Annotated in this window: 13 protein-coding genes and 1 tRNA gene; 3 read left to right on the top strand and 11 right to left on the bottom strand. The window is 72.2% G+C overall.

Going from position 1 to position 16,692, the window contains the following annotated elements:
* Positions 1-3 precede the first annotated feature (3 nt).
* Positions 4-1,377 carry a vWA domain-containing protein gene (locus E1267_RS16160; protein WP_132333333.1) on the bottom strand — a complete coding sequence of 458 codons (1,374 nt, stop codon included), beginning with the start codon at positions 1,375-1,377 and terminating at the stop codon, positions 4-6.
* Complete coding sequence (locus tag E1267_RS16155) at positions 1,370-2,209, bottom strand: AAA family ATPase (RefSeq protein ID WP_132333331.1); 840 nt, start codon at positions 2,207-2,209, stop codon at positions 1,370-1,372. Before E1267_RS16155 ends, E1267_RS16160 begins: the two co-directional genes overlap by 8 nt.
* A gap of 103 nt (positions 2,210-2,312) precedes the next feature.
* Between E1267_RS16155 and E1267_RS16150 the strand changes: the two genes are divergently transcribed.
* A tRNA-Lys gene (locus E1267_RS16150) sits at positions 2,313-2,389 on the top strand.
* Between the two features lie 492 nt (positions 2,390-2,881).
* On the opposite strand, the gene E1267_RS16145 is transcribed toward E1267_RS16150, so the two are convergent.
* The 9 genes from E1267_RS16145 to E1267_RS16110 all read right to left on the bottom strand — a co-directional run bounded on the left by E1267_RS16145 (position 2,882) and on the right by E1267_RS16110 (position 12,176).
* Positions 2,882-3,406, bottom strand: a complete 525-nt coding sequence (locus E1267_RS16145; RefSeq protein WP_132333329.1) for a phospholipase — start codon at positions 3,404-3,406, stop codon at positions 2,882-2,884.
* Positions 3,407-3,569: 163 nt separating this feature from the next.
* Entirely contained in the window at positions 3,570-4,034 is a 465-nt protein-coding gene (locus E1267_RS16140) for a hypothetical protein (protein WP_132333327.1), read from the bottom strand.
* A gap of 43 nt (positions 4,035-4,077) precedes the next feature.
* Positions 4,078-5,127, bottom strand: a complete 1,050-nt coding sequence (locus E1267_RS16135) for a LacI family DNA-binding transcriptional regulator (protein ID WP_220449509.1) — start codon at positions 5,125-5,127, stop codon at positions 4,078-4,080.
* Positions 5,111-6,952, bottom strand: a complete 1,842-nt coding sequence (locus E1267_RS16130; RefSeq protein ID WP_132333323.1) for a DUF2264 domain-containing protein — start codon at positions 6,950-6,952, stop codon at positions 5,111-5,113. Before E1267_RS16130 ends, E1267_RS16135 begins: the two co-directional genes overlap by 17 nt.
* Positions 6,953-7,253: 301 nt before the next feature.
* Entirely contained in the window at positions 7,254-7,415 is a 162-nt protein-coding gene (locus E1267_RS44350; RefSeq protein ID WP_165959638.1) for a hypothetical protein, read from the bottom strand.
* Entirely contained in the window at positions 7,412-9,514 is a 2,103-nt protein-coding gene (locus tag E1267_RS16125) for an iron ABC transporter permease (RefSeq protein WP_132333321.1), read from the bottom strand. The genes E1267_RS44350 and E1267_RS16125 overlap by 4 nt, the downstream gene beginning before the upstream one ends.
* On the bottom strand, positions 9,511-10,497 hold the full coding sequence (locus E1267_RS16120; protein ID WP_132333319.1) for an ABC transporter substrate-binding protein: 987 nt from the start codon (positions 10,495-10,497) through the stop codon (positions 9,511-9,513). The genes E1267_RS16125 and E1267_RS16120 overlap by 4 nt, the downstream gene beginning before the upstream one ends.
* Before the next feature lie 11 nt (positions 10,498-10,508).
* Positions 10,509-11,327 carry an ABC transporter ATP-binding protein gene (locus E1267_RS16115; protein ID WP_132333317.1) on the bottom strand — a complete coding sequence of 273 codons (819 nt, stop codon included), beginning with the start codon at positions 11,325-11,327 and terminating at the stop codon, positions 10,509-10,511.
* Between the two features lie 54 nt (positions 11,328-11,381).
* Positions 11,382-12,176, bottom strand: a complete 795-nt coding sequence (locus tag E1267_RS16110; protein ID WP_132333315.1) for a hypothetical protein — start codon at positions 12,174-12,176, stop codon at positions 11,382-11,384.
* Positions 12,177-12,394: 218 nt separating this feature from the next.
* On the opposite strand from E1267_RS16110, the gene E1267_RS16105 reads away from it, so the two are divergent.
* Together E1267_RS16105 and E1267_RS16100 are read left to right on the top strand one after the other, a co-directional pair.
* Positions 12,395-16,099 (top strand): S8 family peptidase, encoded by a 3,705-nt coding sequence (locus E1267_RS16105; RefSeq protein WP_132333313.1) that lies wholly within the window; start codon positions 12,395-12,397, stop codon positions 16,097-16,099.
* A 150-nt stretch (positions 16,100-16,249) separates the two neighbouring features.
* Positions 16,250-16,627, top strand: a complete 378-nt coding sequence (locus tag E1267_RS16100; protein WP_132333311.1) for a hypothetical protein — start codon at positions 16,250-16,252, stop codon at positions 16,625-16,627.
* Positions 16,628-16,692: the final 65 nt, after the last annotated feature.

Genomic DNA, 16,692 nt, shown 5'->3' with positions numbered 1-16,692 from the left:
CCCTCAGGCCAGCGTCTCGATGAACGCCGTGAGCTGGGCGACGTTGCGGCACTCGTGCATCGGCACGACCTGCCCGTAGTCGCTCGCGAGCGAGTCGGCCGTGTCCCACTGCCGCCGCGGCTCCGGGTTGAGCCAGTAGGCGTGGCGGGCGCGGGACACGAGCGACTCCAGCACGTCCAGGGCGGGCGGCTGGTAGTTGGAGCGAGCGTCGCCGAGGATCAGCAGCGAGGTCTTCGGGCCGATCGCGTCGCCGTACCGCTCGGCGAAACGTTCCAGCGCGTGCCCGTAGTTCGTCCGGCCGAAGCGCACCATGTCGGCCTCGTCCGCCAGCCTGGCCATGGCCTCCACGACGTCGGCGCCCGGGGCGAAGAACCGGGTGATCTCGTCCACCGTGTCCACGAAGCCGAACGCCCGCACCTTGGCGAACTGCTCCCTCAGCGCGTACGTGAGCAGCAGCGTGAAGTGCGCGAACGACGAGACCGAGTCGCTGGTGTCGCAGAGGACGACGAGCTCGGGCCTGTGCGGTCGCGGGGGCTTGACGTGGACGATCAGCGGCACGCCGCCGCTCTGCAACGAGGCCCGCATCGTCCTGCGGAAGTCGAGCCGGCCGCGCCTGCCCCTCCTGTGTTTGATCGTCAGCCGCGCGGCCAGGCGGCGGGCCAGCGGACGCACCTCCCGGCGCAGCCTGGCCAGGTCGGCCCTCGCGATGCGCAGGAAGTCGATCTGGTCGAGCGGCGGGCGTACGGCGGAGCGGGCGATGCGTTCGATGCCGGAGTCCTCGGCGATCCGGCGGCGCACGTCGGTGGCCACGGCCTCCTCGAAGCGCCGCAGCCCGGCGCCGACCCGCTGCCGCAGGGTCTTCTCGGCCAGTCCGCCGCGCTCGCCGTCCGGCAGCCCGGCGCGGAGGATGCCGGCCATCAGCGTCTCGGGGGACAGGGCGCGCATGACGCTGTAGGAGAACCAGTTCTGCCGCCCGGGCCCGGAGTCCTGGCGGCCGAACCGCCCTACCATGGCCTGGGCGAACGCGCGCAGCTCCGGGTCGGCGCCGCCGGTCAGCAGGCCGGCCAGGTGCTCGCGGAGTTCGGCGACCGTGGCCGTCTCCGGATCGGCCGCGCCGCCGGGTCGCGCGGCCCGCAACCCGGTCGTCGACGCCGGGAACCACAGGTCGAACAGCACGTCGAACCCCGGCCGGTAGGCGGGCTTCTTGACCAGCGTGGCCGCGTACGCGGCGCGCAGCGACTCCCTGTCGGTCAGCTCGATCGCTCGCAGCGCGCCGGCCGCGTCCAGCCCCTCCGCCACCGACACCGGCACCCCGGCCTCGCGCAGCGCGTGCACGAAGCCCACGTGGCGGTCGATCAGCGACCCGGGCTCAGGCATCCGTCAGCCCCAGCTCCTTGATCGCCCTGGCGTGGTCGGAGGCGTGCTTGAGCACGACGCCGAGCGTGCCGGCGACTGTCGCCTCGTCCAGCTCGGCCCGCCCGAGCGCCAGCAGCGTGTTGGCCCAGTCGACGGTCTCGGCCACCGACGGCGCCTTCTTCAGCTCCAGCGCCCTGAGCGTGGCGACCGTACCGGCCAGTTGCTCGGCGAGGCCGGCCCGCAGGCCCGGCACCTGCGCGAGCACGATGTCCCGCTCCCGCTCGGGGGTGGGGTATTCGATGTGCAGGTAGAGGCAGCGCCGCTTGAGCGCCTCCGACAGCTCGCGGGTCGCGTTGGAGGTCAGCACCACGTACGGCCGGCGCGTTGCGGTGATGGTGCCCAGCTCGGGGATCGTCACCTGGAAGTCGGACAGCAGCTCCAGCAGCAGCCCCTCGACCTCGACGTCCGCCTTGTCGGTCTCGTCGATGAGCAGCACGGCGGGTTCGGCGGACCTGATCGCTTTGAGCAGGGGCCGCTCCAGCAGGAACTCCTCGGTGAAGATGTCGTCGTCGGCGCTGGTTGCCTGGATCCTGAGCAGCTGCTTCTTGTAGTTCCACTCGTAGAGCGCCCTGGCCTCGTCGAGCCCTTCGTAACACTGGAGTCTGATCAGCCCGGCGCCGGTGGCCTGCGCCACCGCCTTGGCCAGCTGCGTCTTGCCGACCCCCGCCGGCCCTTCGACGAGGAGCGGCTTGCCCAGCGCCGCGGCCAGGAACACCGACGTGGAGATGGCGTCGTCGGAGAGGTAGTCCACGGCGGCGAGCCGCTCCGTCACGTCGGCGGGCGAGTCGAACATCGATGCTCCTGTCGTCGGTGCCGAACTTTATTCTAGCGTTCGGGCCGGGCTGATACCGATTCGACCAGGATGCGGATCACCGGTATATTCCTCAGCAGTGCCAGCGCCGCTAGCTCAGTTGGTCAGAGCAGCTGACTCTTAATCAGCGGGTCCGGGGTTCGAGTCCCTGGCGGCGCACCAGAAGGAAACCCCAGGCCACTTGTGTGGCCCGGGGTGTTTCGGTTCTCGGCCGTATCCGCCGGCGCCTCCCGCGTGCCACCGTACGGTCCCCATCCAGCTGTGGTTTCGACCTCCTGCGAACGGTAGGTCTCCCTGACCGGGTCCAGGACTTCGCGCCAGGCACGCGTCCGGATGGCGGCCGACCGGCTGAGCAGAGAGTGCCGTGCCTCCGGTTTGATCTCGACCAGGCCGATCACCTGCTCGCGCGCATGGCGGCGAGCCAGCCGCGGAAGGTGTGGACCGTCTCGCCCTTGAAGGCGCCGCGGGTGATCGTGCGCCCCTTGAGCCTGTCCGAGCCTGCGCCCGAAGATGAGCGGGCAGCCTGCCCCAGCCTTGTGGCGGCGGTCCACCGGATGGCCGAGAGAGAGGGGGATCCGTCCGCGCTGCCTGCCGTCGGCCGGCGTACACGAAAGGCTCCAGGTCACGCCCGTGACCTGGAGCCTCCTTCGCTGCTTACCGCTGCGCGGCGGACCGTTCGGCCTCGCGCTTGACTTTCTGGATCTGCTCGTCGGTGACGACCAGGTTGCCGAATTCCTTGACCGCCTGGTAGTAGGTCCAGGCGAGCCCGTCACAGGTGGCCTTGGACACTCCCGAGTAACGCGCGCACACCTGACGCATATCGAAGTAGAAGGCGTCGTCTATGCGTGGTTTGTTGGCCGGGAATTGGTTGACGTCCTTGTAATTGCGGTAACCGAAGTCGTGCCGTCTGCACGACATGCGGAAATCGAAGCCGAGCGGCTGGTCGGGGCTGCTCGAACAGAGGTCGGTGGACCAGTCGAAGGCGTAGTCGGCCCATGCGGACTGGTTCTCCCACGCGTTGCGCCACGCGTTGGCGCTCGTGGTGGTGGGCTGGCTGAACGAGGAGAGAGCGGCGAGTTTCTGCTCCAGCGTCACCGCGTGGGCCGGCAGCGCGAATCCGAATAAGGTGAACAGCAGGACGACGGCGGGGGTGACGAGGGCGATTGAACGTCTGACCATGAAAACCTGCTCCAGAGGCCCGGGGAGATGGCAGGGTTCGCCTGATGTCCTTACGATGACGCGCGATTCCGGGAAAATCCGAAGCAGATCTTGCCCAAACTTCCGGGCAGGCTTCGCGCAGCATTGATCTTTACAATGCGGCGCGGTTCTGTCAGCTGTGCGGTCAGCGGACGGTGCGCCGGGCCAGCAGCAGCCGCGCCGACCAGCCGGCGGCCCACAGCAGGAGCAGGGCCACGAGCGCGCCGCCCAGCATGATCGTCAGCCCGGCGCCGATGTTGGCCCCGACCGTGCCCGCCGTCACGACCCGCCACCCGGCTCCCACGACGGCGCCCGCAAGCAGCACCGGGATCAGCGCCGCCCACCACCGGCGGTCGAACCGGCGCCGACGCGACGCCCGCACCAGCAGGGCCGCCGTCACGCCCGCCACCACCAGCGCGCCCACGCCGACGGCGCGCTCGGCCCACGGGCCGAGGCCGGGCGGGCTGATCAGATGGTCGAGGGTCGTGCCGGGCGGCACCTCCGCGCTGAGGTCGCCCACCAGCCACCAGACGGCCACCGGTACGGCCAGCGCGCAGCCCGCGGCGGCCGCGAGAAGGCCCCGTCCTGAGGGAGATGCCGTGTCTGCCATGAGACAAGTCTTACCGCCACGCGGGCGGGCATGCGCCCGCCCTTCAGCGTCCGCTGCCCAGCGGCTTCACCGAGCACCTGACCACGGTGTGGGTGCCGAGCGTGATCGGCGGTTCGGCCAGCGGATCCTTGCCCGACAACGCCAGGCGTACGGCGGCCCGGCCCAGTTCGGTGTGCGGCAGGTGAACGGTGGTCAGCCCGATGTCCTCGGCGGGGGGCACGTCGTCGTAGCCGACGATCGAGACGTCATCGGGGACGCGCAGCCCGTGCTCGCGCAGTGCCTTGACGGCCCCGGCCGCGATGAGGTCGGTGGCGGCGAAGACCGCGGTGAAGTCGCGCGGTCCCTCGGTCAGGCGCCGCTTCATCGTCACGTAGCCGCTGCGCCGGTCGAAGTGGCAGCACATCTCCAGCGCGGGGGCGGCGGTGACCCCGTGATCGGCGAGGGCGGCGCGATAACCGGCGACCCTGGTGTTCGACGTGCTGTTGCCGGGGCGGATCCCCAGGTAGAGGATGCGGCGGTGCCCGGCGGACAGCAGGTGCGCGGTGATCGCGCGGGCTCCGCCGGTGTTGTCGAAGTCGACCGTGAAGGCCGGCACCCCGTCACCGAGCGGGGGCCGGCCGCACAACACCAGACGGGAGCCGGAGGCCGCCAGCCCGTGCGCGTAGCGCGACATGCGTTCTCGGTAGTCGTCGTCGAGCACCACGCCGCCCACCAGGATCACCGCCTCGGCCCGCTGCTCGCGCATGGTCTGGACGAAGGCCAGCTCACGTTCGGGGTCGCTGCCCGTGGTGCAGATGAGGGACAGGCGGCCCTCGGCGGCGGCCTGCTCCTCCACCCCCTGGGCGATGAGGGCGTAGTAGGGCGAGTCGACCGAGTGGATGACGATGGCCACCGCGCCGGGCGAGGCCACGGACAGCGCCCTGGCCTGCGCGTTGGGCACGTAGTCGAGCTCGCGTACCGCGCGCAGCACCTTGCGCCTGGTGCTCGGGTGCACCGGATAGTCACCGGCCAGTGCGCGCGAGACGGTCGCCACCGAGACGCCCGCGTGCGCGGCGACGTCGCGGATGGTGACACGTCTAGCCGGTCCAGACAACGCGTTCTCCCACGGATCCGTGCCGGCGGTAGTGGGGCTCGCGTCCGAGCCGGACTTCCACCCGCGAGCCGTCGGAATCATTCCACGAGACCTGCTCGCCGTGCACCGAGATCTGCGGGCCCTCGGCGTTCGGGGACCGCCCCAGCCGCACCGCCGAGACGAAGATCGACACGCGGCCGCACGGGTGGACGCCGACGAGGTAGGGGGTCGCGGAGCAGGTGCCGAACGCGTTCTCGTCGTGGCGGAGCGCGGCGGCGGCGGTGTGCCAGCCGTGCAGCCCGGCGATCTCGCTGACCAGTTCCTTCCCGGCCGCGGCGGTCACCGAGGCGGTGAGCCCGCCCGGTGTGACCTCGCACGGCTCGCCGGAGGCGACGGCGTGCCCGCCGTCGCGGACCACGCTGCCCGCGGGGGCGCTCACCCGGTGCACGCGGACCTCCCACGGGCCGTCGAGCACGGACGCGGTCTCCACGACCACCTCCCCGTCGGCGTAGCGGGAGGCGGCGAAGCCGTCGGCGACGCCGATGCGCTCGATGCGGCGGCGGCGGGTGGCCCGCCCGTCGGGCAGCAGCACGGTGAGGTGGTTGTCGATGTTCTCGGCCCGGCCGCCGGGGCCGGTCTCCGGCGCGGTGTGCGTCGAGTAGCCGAGCTTGGCGTAGTGGGGGTCGTCCCTGGCGGTGTCGGGATCGTTGCCGTCGCTGCCATGGTTGACCAAGCGGGTGACGCCCTCGCTCCGGTGCAGCAGCCAGCCGGGCGCGGGGAGGGCCAGGCTGAGATCTCCGGCGTCGGGTTCGGCCGCAGGAGCGCTCCACACCGGGTGGCCGGGGCCGAGCAGCAATCCCAGGAAACCCTTGCTCGCCCAGTAGGGGGAGGCCGGTCCCGAGTAGTTCTGGGTCACGGGCAGGAAGGGGCGGTGCCAGCCCAGGCTGAGCAGGCCCCGCTCGTCGGGCACGCCGTGGGCGGCGAAGTGGTCGAGGGTACGGCCCGCCATCAGGCGGGTGGCGCCCGGCTCGATCGGGGAGGCGTCGAAGAGCGCGCCGAGCCAGAGGGGGGCCAGGCTCGCCATCCGGTAGGTGAGCGAGCGTCCCTGGTGCATGGGGGCGCCGTCGGGGGCGAACAGGTGCCGGTAGCCGTCGAGGAACGTGCGCAGCCGTTCCCGGTGGACCGTCGCGTCGGCGCCCGACATCCTGGTCCACAACAGTGTGTAGAGGTGGATCGCCCAGCCGCAGTAATAGTCGTAGTTCTGGCCGGCGCCGTCGGTGTACCAGCCGTCGCCGACGTACCAGCGTTCCACGTCGGCGAGGTGCCGGTCGATCTCGTCCTGGTCGTACGGACCGCCGACCCCGGCGAGGAACTGCTCGACGATCACCTTGAACAGCACCCAGTTGCACGGCCACGCGTGTTTGCCGACGATGCCGCCCAGCCAGGCGACCACCCGCTCCTGGACCCCGGGGTCGAGCCGGTCGAAGAGCATCGGCCGGGTCTCGTGCAGCGCGATCGCGACGGAGGCGGCCTCGACGATGGTCTGGTGGCCGTCGGCGACGGGCAGCCAGGCGAACTCGTGGCCGGGGTCGGTGCCGTGCCGGAGCCCCTCGGCGTAGCGCTCCAGCAGGGCCGCGGGCGCGGCGGCCGGGTCGCCGGCGAGGCGGAACGCGGCGAGCAGAAAGGTGCGCGCGAACCCTTCGAGCCCGTCGGACTCAGGCCCCGACCTGCTGGTGCGGCCGGGCAGCCGGTATTGCGCGTGACCAGGCGTGGCGTAGGGAGTCACCGCGTCGAGCAGCCCGTCGGCGACGTCGACCCAGTGCTCGCGAGCATGGTCACCGCGCATGACACCTCCATAGTAATGGGTTACATCAAGACCGCCCTGACGATAAGCAGCCGTCCCGTTGTGCGTCAATGGCCCGGGTGGCCGCGGAGTAACGGCCTGCTGACAAATCGCTGGAACTGAACGGTGAACGCCCAGGCCGAACCGGCCACAGCCGGTCACGAACCTCGGAGTCGGGTCTTGACGATCGTGTAACAGGCTCCTAACGTGCAGCGCAACTCGTCGAGTAACCGGTTACTACGCCACCTGCTCCCCCTCGATCCTTGGAGCCTCGACATGACCGATCGGATCGACCTTCCCGGACTCAGCCCTGGAGTCGCGGGCCCGCGCCGAGCTCGTACGGGTGGGCAAGCTGCCGCCGCTGGCCGAACGCCTGCCGGTGGCGGCCGACCGCGGGCAGCGGCAGCGCATCAACATCGCGCGCGTTCTGATCACCGGACCCCGCCTGGTGATCGCCAGCCGTCACGATGATCCCTCCGCGTGGGCGCGGGCCCGCCACAGGAGATAGACGAAGTACGGCGTGCCGATCAGCGCCGTCACGAGCCCAGCCGGCACCTGCGCGGGGGCGATGACCGTACGCCCCAGTGTGTCGGCCAGGCTCACCAGCAGCGCGCCGAGCAGTGCCGCCACCGGCAGGACCCTGGCGGTGCGCGCGCCCACCATGGCGCGTGCGGCGTGCGGGGCCACCAGGCCGACGAAGGCGACCACCCCGACCGCCGACACCGCCGTGGCGGTGAGCAGCACGGCGCCGGCGAGCGCGGTCAGCCGCACCGGTTCCAGGGACACGCCCAGGATGCGAGGGCTGTCCTCGTCGAGGGAGAGCAGGTCGAGGTCCCGGCGCAGCCAGGCCAGCAGCGGCACGGCCAGCAGCAGAGCCAGCGCGACCGGGATCAGCTGCGCCGGCACGCGGCCGTACGTGGAGCCGGACAGCCAGGTCAGGGCCAGGGCGGTGTTCCACGGGTCGGCCTTGACGATGATCAGCACGGTGAGGCTCGTACAGGCGTACTGCACGGCGATGCCGATGAGGACCAGCCGGTCGGAGCTCAGGCCGCCGCGCCAGGCCAGCCCGTAGACCAGGCCGAACGCGGTCAGCGCGCCGGCGCCCGCCGCGCCGGTCATGGCCCAGATCCCGGCCACCGGGGCCATGGTCAGCAGTGAGATCGCGCCGACGCCCGCCCCTGCCGTGACGCCCAGCACGCCCGGCTCGGCGAGCGGATTACGGCACACCGCCTGCACGGCGGTGCCCGCCACGGCCAGGGCCGCCCCCGCCAGCACGGCGGCCAGGACACGCGGGTAACGCTGGTCGAGCACGAACGTCAGACCCCGGCTCGTACGGCCCTGCAGCCAGTTGAGCACGTCACCGGTCAGCAGCCACCGGTCACCCGCCAGCAGGCCGAGGACCAGCGCCCCGGCCAGCAGCGCCGCCAACGTGCCGGCCACGGCCAGGAAGGCCGCGCGCGACCGGGTGGAGCCGATGCGCGCGGCCGGCGGGCGGCGCGTCGGCCCGGCGTCCCGGTAGCGGCGCGCCAGCCACACCATCGCGCCCGCGCCGAGCAGCGTGGTCACGACGCCCGGCGGCACTTCCACCCCGGCCTGCGCACCCATCACGGCACGCAGCGCGATGTCGGAGCCGAGCACGATGAGCACGCCGGCCACCCCCGAAAGGGGGAGCAGCGACCTGTGCCGGTGCAGCCCGGGGATGGACCTCGGCAGCAGCCGGACGATCACGGGGGCGCAGAGGCCGACGAAACCGATCGGCCCTGCCACGGTCACCGCCGCGGCCGCCAGCACGATGGCCAGCAGCGTCAGCCACAACCGCAGGCGCCGTACGTGCACGCCCAGCACCGAGGCCGTGTCGTCGCCGAGCCCGAGGATGTCCAGCCGCGGCCCGGCCAGGATCGCCGCCGCCATCGCCACCGCGATCACGGGGCCGAACTGGGTGACGGCGCGCAGGTCGCCCTGCACGAGAGAGCCGCTGCCCCAGGCGTACAACCCGGTGGTCTCCTCCTCGAAAAGGATCATCACGAGGCTGGTGAGCGAGTGCAGCGCCATCGCCGTGGCGGAGCCGGCCAGGATCAGCCGGGTCGTGCCGCTGCGCCCGCCCGCCGACATGGCCATCACCAGGGCGGCCGCGGCCAGCCCGCCGAACAGGGCGAGGCCGCCGGACACCGGCAGGGGCAGTGTCAGGCCGAACGCGGCGGCCGTGACGATGGTGAGGTGCGCGCCGGAGCTGACGGCCAGGGTGTCCGGCGAGGCCATCGGGTTGCGGGCGATCGACTGCAGCAGCGAGCCGGCCACGCCCAGCGCGCAGCCGACGGTGACGCCCGCCAGCAGCCGGGGCAGCCGCGAGGCGAGCAGGACACGGGCGGCCTCCTCGCTGCCGCCGGAGGCTCCGTCGAAGAGCAGGGCAAGGAGGTCGAGCGCGCCCACCGACGAGGTGCCCTGCGTCACGTGCACGGCCGCCACCAGGACGGTGGCGGCCACGGCGATCAGGAAGACCCCGGCGGCCCCCAGCCGCCCCAGGGGCGTGGCCGGGGGCGCCGGAGTCAGGACGGGGACGCTCAACCCGCGTACGCCTTCACCAGCGCCTCGGCGTACTGCCGGCACGACAGCGGCCCGCCGAAGGTCCAGATGCCGTCGGGCAGCTTGGTGACCTGCCCCTTGGCCACGAACGGCAACGACTTCCAGATGGCGTTGTCCTCCAGGCCGTCGGCGAACACGTCCACGCCGTCGGAGGCGTTGTAGAAGAAGCGGATGTCCGGGTCCTTGAGCGCGGACAGGCCCTCGACGTCGGTGGCGCCGAGCCCCCACACCTCGTCGACCTTGCCGGTCCAGGCGTTCTTCAGCCCGAGGCGGATGGCGACCTGGGAGACGAGCGAGCCTTCGCCGAAGGGGCGGATCGAGATCGTGCTGCCCTGCTTCCACCCGTCGGCCATGACGAAGGGCTTGCCCGCGGCGCCGGCGGCGGCGATCTTCTCCTTGGCCGCGGTCATCGCGGCGTCGAAGTCGGCCATGAGCTTGCCGGCCTCGGCGGTTCTGCCGACGGCGGCCGCGATCCTGTCGAGGTCGTCGCGCATGCGCTTGAGGTTGTCCTTGGCGTCGCTGCCCTTGAACGCCAGCACGGGCACGAACTTCTCCAGCTGGCTCACCAGCGCCGTGTCGCGTTCGGCCTCCATGACGACGAGGTCGGGCTGGAGCGCGCTGATGGAGTCGACGCTGGGCTCCTGCCGGCTGCCGACGTCCTTGACCGAGGCGTCGAGCTTGATGGAGGTGTTCCAGGTGGCGTAGCCCTTCACGTCGGCCACGCCCACGGGCATGACGCCGAGGGAGGCCAGCATCTCGGTCTCGCCCCATTCCAGGCTGACGACCCTGGTCGCCGGGCGGTCGAGGGTGACCTGCTTGCCGCGGTCGTCGGTGACGGTCACGGCGGCGGCGGTCGAGCCGCCGGGGGAGGGGGCCTGCTCGGAGACGGGGGCCTCGGTGGTGCCGCAGGCGCCGAGGGTCACGATCGCGGCGAGCGCCGTCAACGCGCTGCGCAGTGAGGTCATGGTGCTTCCTGTCATGTCGTGGCGGGGACGTCTCGGGTGTGCCGGCCGATCGGCCGGGTGATCACGGTCCCCGTCCTGGGGTCGTGGCTGACCTCGATGCGGATGCCGTACGTGTCGCTGAGCCGGTCCTCGGTGAGGACCTGCGCGGGCGGGCCGTCGGCGAGGACCCGGCCCTCCCTCAGGAGCACGACGTGGTCGGCGATCTCGGCGGCCTGGTTGAGGTCGTGCAGCACGACGCCGATCGCCACGCCGTGCTCGTCGGCCAGGTCGCGGACGAGTTCCAGCAGCTCGACCTGGTAGCGCAGGTCGAGGAACGTGGTGGGCTCGTCGAGCAGCAGCACGCCGGTGTCCTGCGCGAGGCAGGTGGCCAGCCACACGCGCTGCAGTTCGCCGCCGGACAGCTCGTCGACGGGACGTCCGGCCATCGCCGTCACGCCGGTCAGCTCCATCGCCCGGCGGACGGCCTTGGCGCCGCCGGGGTCGCCGGCTCTCCAGCGCCCCCTGTAGGGGTGGCGGCCGTACCCGACGACGTCGCGGACCTGCACGCCGCCGGGAGTGGGGCGGCTCTGCGCCAGGAGCGTCACGCGCCGCGCGAAGTCGCGGGCCGACAGGTCGAGCGCGGAGGCGCCGTCGGCCAGCGTCACCGTGCCGCGGTCAGGGCGGTGCAGGCGGGCCAGAGCGCGCAGCAGCGTGGACTTGCCGCTGCCGTTCGGCCCCACCAGCGCGGTGACGCGGCCGGGCCGCAGCGCGATGCGGCCGTCCTCGACCACGGTGGTTCCGTGGTAGCTGAGGCATAGCTCCGCCCCGCGCAGAGAGATCTCCTCGGTCATGAGGATAGGTTAGGCTAACCTTGCCAAATAATCACTATGTCGCGGTTGCGCACTTTACGGGCTATTTGGCGTTCGCCGGGCGGGCCGGCGCAACCACAGACCGCCGGTGGCGGCGAGGACCACCAGCAACCCCGTCGCCACCAGCAACCGGCCGTCGGGCCCCGCCATGCCGCCGCCTCCGGTCGCCACGCCGCCCTCGGGGGTCTCCGTCACGGTTTTCGTCGTGGTGGGGGCCGGGCTGGTGGTCGTGTCCTCCGGGGTGGAGGTGTCCGGGTCGGGCGTCGGCGAGCCGGTGGTCTCGTCAGGGCTGGGGCTGGTGGACTCCCCGGTTCCCGGGACGGTGAGGGGATATTCCTGGAGCGAGTCCTTGTCGGTGACCTCGCACTCGATCACCCGCTGCTGGGGAGTGGGGCCGAAGTTGACGGCGGCCGCGTGCACCGTGCCCGTGCCCGGGGAGGTCGCGGTGGTCCTCATCTCGACGGTGGTCGCGGGCAGCGTGATCGCCTGGCCCGGAGTGACGGTGCCGAGCTCGCCGGCTCCCGTCGCGGAGGTCAGCCGGTCGATGCCGCTGATGCCGGCGTAGGCGTACATCTTGAGCCCGTCCAGACCGGTCGTGGGGGCGAGCAGGCGGGCGGAACCGACGTAGGAGCCGCGCCAGCCGATCGTCATCTGCGTGCCCACCGTGGCGTCCGTGGGCACCGTCAGCTCGATGTCGAGGCTGATCTGCTGTCGCATGCCCGTCGCGGTGGTTTCGCACGTGTACGCCACCGTGTCGGCGTGCGCCGCCGAGGGCAGCGCGGCGTACGCGAGGGCCAGGGCTAAGGCCGGGACGGCCAGTCGTACGCGCAAGGCGGCTCCTTGAGGCAGATGGTGCGCAAGAGGAGACGGCGCACGACGGCATTTGGTTGACAGTTGTGTCCGCATCGGGACAACACCAGCTTTTCACCCTCGGCTGGTCCGTGGCTGGTTCCTGACATGACCGAACCTCGCCAAGCCTTGAAGCCCCATGACCAGCAAGGTTGTGTCACATTGGACCGGCTGAAATGACGTACATATGGAGGAATGTGATGTGGCCTGGTCGATGGGTCCGGCGAGGGGCCGCGGTCGCGGCCGTGCTGGCGATGGGCGTGACACCGGTGCCGGGAGCGCGGGCCGACGCCGTGCCCGCGCTCTTACCGGCCGAGCGCCCGCGCGACTACGACGTCACGCTGATCACCGGTGACAAGGTGCACATCACCGTCGGCGAGGACGGCAGGCAGCGGGCGAGCGTGACCCCGCGAGACCCGGCACGTTCCGGCTTCCGGATGGTGGACCACGGCGGCGAGTTGTCCGTGGTGCCCGCCGACGTGGCGGCCCTCGTGCCGGAGAAGCTCGACCCCGCGCTGTTCAACGTGACCTCGCTGGCCGCCCAGGGCTACACCGACCAGCAGACCGGCTCCATCCCGCTGATCGTGCGGCAGGGCGCGGGCGCCGCGCCTCCGACCGGGCTGACGGCCGTCACCCGGCTGGAGAGCATCGGCGCGACCGCGGTCAAGCTCGCCAAGAAGGACGCCGCCACGTTCGCGGCCGGCCTGGCCGCGGGCGTGGACAAGATCTGGCTGGACCGAAAGATCACCGTACGGCCGGTCACCAGCGCGTCCACCGCCGGGGCGGCGGCGAGGGCGGCGGCCGACGGCGCCGGCGCCGGCACCACCGTCGCCGTCCTCGACAGCGGGATCGACGCAGGCCACCCCGACCTGGCGGGCAAGGTCGCGGGCGCGCGCGACTTCACCTACGACGGCGACGGGGTCGACCGGTACGGCAGCGGCACGGCCATGGCGGGCGTCATCGCGGGCAGCGGCGCGTCGTCCGGAGGCACGTACACGGGCGTCGCTCCCGGCGCGCGGCTGCTCAACGGCAAGGTCATCGACGGCTCCGGCGGCGGGCTCGCCTCCTGGGCCATCGCCGGCATGGAGTGGGCCTCGGGGGAGGCGGGCGCCGACGTCGTGACGATGGCGGTGAGCGTCCCCGGCCAGGGCGGCCCGCTCACCGACGCCGTCAACGAGCTGACCGCCAGGAACGGCACGCTCTTCGTCATGAGCACGGGCGACCGGGGCTGCGAGGCCTGCGTCGACAGTCCTGCGGACGCCCCGGCCGCGCTCACGGTCGGAGCCGTGGACGCCAACGGCGAGCCGGCGGAGTTCTCCGGCCACGGGCCGGTGGGCCTGCACCGCGCGGTCAAGCCCGAACTGAGCGCGCCCGGCGTAGGCGTCGTCTCGACCAGCGCGGCGAACCTCCAGCCCGCTGAGCCCGTCGGCGACCACTACGGCCGCTTCTCCGGGACCGCCTTGTCGGCGTCGTACGCCGCGGGCGCCGCCGCGCTGCTGCGCCAGGCCAGGCCAGGCATCACCGCTCCCGAGATCAGGTCCGCGCTCGTGGGCGGCTCGGAAGCGCTGCCCGGCGTGCCCGTGGACGAGGGCGGCGCGGGCCGGCTCGACGTGGCAGGGGCGCTCGCGCGCACGGTGCTGGCCGGCGACGCAGTGCTCGACTTCGGGCTCACGACGGCCGGCGCCGGCGAGCCGGTGACGCGTACGGTCTCCTACCGCAACTTCGGCGCGGAACCCGCCACGGTCGCCCTCGACGCCGCCGCCCCGTTCACCCTCTCCGCGACCGAGCTCACCCTGCCCGCGGGCGGCAAGGGCCAAGTGGACGTCACGCTCGACCCCGCCAGGACGCCGGCGGGCTGGGCCCGCGCAGAACTGGTCGCGACACCCGCCGGCGGCGCCGCACTGCGGACGCTGCTGACCGGCAACGTCGAGGAGCGGCGGGTCGAGCTCCGGGTGTCCGCCGTCGCGCGGGACGGCCGGCCCAGCCGCGTACTGCCCAGCGTGGTCGACGTGGACGACGGCGCCCTCTTCGGCCGCGGCCTGCCGAGCGACCCGGACAGGCCGTGCGAGTCGGACGACGGGTTCTGCTGGCTCGTCCCGCCGGGCACGTACTCGATCCTCGGCATCATCAACACCCTGCGCCCGGGAGCCACCAGGCAAGGCCGCGGAGACGTCGTCGACCAGAGCTTCACCGGTTATCCGGAGATGAAGCTCACCCGCGACACCCACGTCGTGCTCGACGCGCGCAAGGCGGTCGCGGTGAGGATCGACACGCCTGGCCACCGCACCGCGCGCAACCGCGGCGCGGCCACCAAGCTCGTCCACACGAGGCTGCCGGTGAAGGGCCCCAGGCACACGGAGAGCTTCCTCCTGGATGGCCGCCTGGAGGAGAACTACTACCTGCAGCCCACCGGCACGGTGAGCAAGGGTGAGTTCGCCGTGGCCACGCGGTGGCGGCTGGAGGCCCCGGCGATCACCATGCGGACGCCCGGCGTCGACCTCCATCCCAGATACGTCGATCCGGTCTACTTCAGCAACCGGTCCACGCAGTACCCGCGGCTCGACGGGACCGCGGTGCTGACGGTCGCCGACGCCGGTGACGGCGCGCTCAAGGGCCTTGACCTGCGCGGCCGGCTGGCGCTGATCCGCCGCACGCCCGGCGCCTCCGTCTCGGCCCTCGCCAACGCGGCGGGAGCGGCCGGCGCCCGCATGGTGGCGATCTACGGCGACACGCACGTGACAGGGAACGAGAGCCTGCTCACCGTGCCGACGGTGACGCTCGCGGAGCCGGAGGGCGAACGGCTGGCCGAGCGGGCGAGCCGCCGGCGCGTCCAGGTCGTCGCCAAGGGCGTCGTGGCCAGCCCTTACGTCTACGACCTGTACCTGAGCGAGGAGGGCCGGGTCAGGAAGCGGCCGTCGTACGTGGCGGCGCAACGTTCGCTGGCCCGCGTGGACACGGCCTTCCACGCTCAGCTGACCGACGATGTCACGCTCTCCGAGGTCAAGTACGGCTGGATGCCGTGGGAGAACTTCTCGTGGGACTCGTCCAGGACAGTGGCCAGGGCGCCGCGCGTACGGACCGACTACCTGAGCCCGGCCCCCGGCGTCCGGTGGCACAGCGCGGCCGACATGCCGGAGCGGTCGTACAACGCGATCTTCCCTGAGGACAAGCAGGGCGTGATGACCGTCAGGGACGCCACGCGCGGCTACCGGGCGGGCGAGCGGATCGAGCGCACGTGGCTGAGGCATCCGGTGGCGCCGGGGTTCGCGGCGGACTCGCCCACGCAGCGGCAGGGCGACGTGCTGACCGTGGACATGCGCGCCTTCGTCGACGCCGAGGGGAACACCGGCAGCCGGCCGACCGACCCGTTCCCGCACGGATACGTCTCGGACTGGCGTATCTACAAGGGTGACGAACTGATCGGCAGGACACAAACGGGTGGTTCAGGCCGGATCGTGCTGCCGCCGGAGCGGGCCGGCTACCGCGTGGAGTACACCGTGGAGAACCGCTCCTCCTGGGCTCGCCTGTCCACCAGGACGAGGACGGTGTGGACGTTCGACTCGGAGCATGCCGAGGGCGATCCGGTCAGGCTGCCGCTGCTGGCCGTGGCGTACGACGCGCCCGTCGACCTGCGCAACCGCACCGCCTCGACCAGGCTCGGCCTGACCGTGTCCCACCAGGCGGGCGCGCAGGGCCACCCGATCAGGAAGGTGAGCCTTGAGACGTCGTCGGACGACGGCAGGACCTGGCGTCCCGCCCGCCGGCTGCGCGACACGGGCCACGGCACGTACGCGGCCACCATCGAGCGGCCCGCGCCGGGCGTGGTGTCGCTGCGGGTGACCGCCTCGGACGCCGCGGGCTCGACGGTCACGCAGGAGGTGATCCGGGCGTACGGGACCCGCTGACCCGAAACATCGTCTCCGGCGTTGACGAAGATTACGGATCCGGATAAAGTCTGTCTCCGCCAGAGACGATGTTTTTGCCGCGCGGGTGCTTCTGCCCGTCGTGGTAGTAATGAGATCCGCGGAGGAGGCAGGAAAGACCGAGTTGGCACCATGACCGAGCACTACCTGGGCGTTCTCGGCATCGCCGAGGCGCTGGGAGTGACCCGGCACGCGGTGCACAAATGGCGCTCCCGCTATCCGGGAGACTCCGATCACCCGTTCCCCGAGCCCGACGTCGAGATCGACGGCGCGCCCGGCTGGCGTCCCGACCGGGTGCAGGAGATCGTGCGATGGCGCGACGGCCTGCCCGGCAGGGGCGCGGGCGGCGGCCGTCCGTCCGCGGCCCGCCAGGACTACCTGAACGCCGCCCTGGCACAGGGTCTCGACCGCGACGAGGCCCTGCGCGCGCTCGCCGCGTTCGTCGCGGAGTTCCCCGAGATGACCGAGCCGCAGGTCTGCGCCTGGCTCATGGAGAAGTGGCGCCGCTAGCCTGCCGGATCCCCAGCGATCAAGGAGACGCGCGATGGCCCATCCTCCCCGCCCCGGACGCACCC

The sequence above is a fragment of the Nonomuraea longispora genome (assembly GCF_004348345.1).
Taxonomy (GTDB): domain Bacteria; phylum Actinomycetota; class Actinomycetes; order Streptosporangiales; family Streptosporangiaceae; genus Nonomuraea; species Nonomuraea longispora.
This window is presented reverse-complemented; position numbering and strand designations above follow the sequence as displayed.

Bases quoted from the DNA above. Each gene is read 5' to 3' on its own strand.
- E1267_RS16155 (WP_132333331.1), bottom strand. From the start codon at position 2,209: ATGTTCGACTCGCCCGCCGACGTGACGGAGCGGCTCGCCGCCGTGGAC.
- E1267_RS16145 (WP_132333329.1), bottom strand. From the start codon at position 3,406: ATGGTCAGACGTTCAATCGCCCTCGTCACCCCCGCCGTCGTCCTGCTG.
- E1267_RS16115 (WP_132333317.1), bottom strand. From the start codon at position 11,327: ATGACCGAGGAGATCTCTCTGCGCGGGGCGGAGCTATGCCTCAGCTAC.
- E1267_RS16130 (WP_132333323.1), bottom strand. From the start codon at position 6,952: ATGCGCGGTGACCATGCTCGCGAGCACTGGGTCGACGTCGCCGACGGG.
- E1267_RS16160 (WP_132333333.1), bottom strand. From the start codon at position 1,377: ATGCCTGAGCCCGGGTCGCTGATCGACCGCCACGTGGGCTTCGTGCAC.
- E1267_RS16105 (WP_132333313.1), top strand. From the start codon at position 12,395: ATGTGGCCTGGTCGATGGGTCCGGCGAGGGGCCGCGGTCGCGGCCGTG.
- E1267_RS16120 (WP_132333319.1), bottom strand. From the start codon at position 10,497: ATGACCTCACTGCGCAGCGCGTTGACGGCGCTCGCCGCGATCGTGACC.
- E1267_RS16100 (WP_132333311.1), top strand. From the start codon at position 16,250: ATGACCGAGCACTACCTGGGCGTTCTCGGCATCGCCGAGGCGCTGGGA.
- E1267_RS16140 (WP_132333327.1), bottom strand. From the start codon at position 4,034: ATGGCAGACACGGCATCTCCCTCAGGACGGGGCCTTCTCGCGGCCGCC.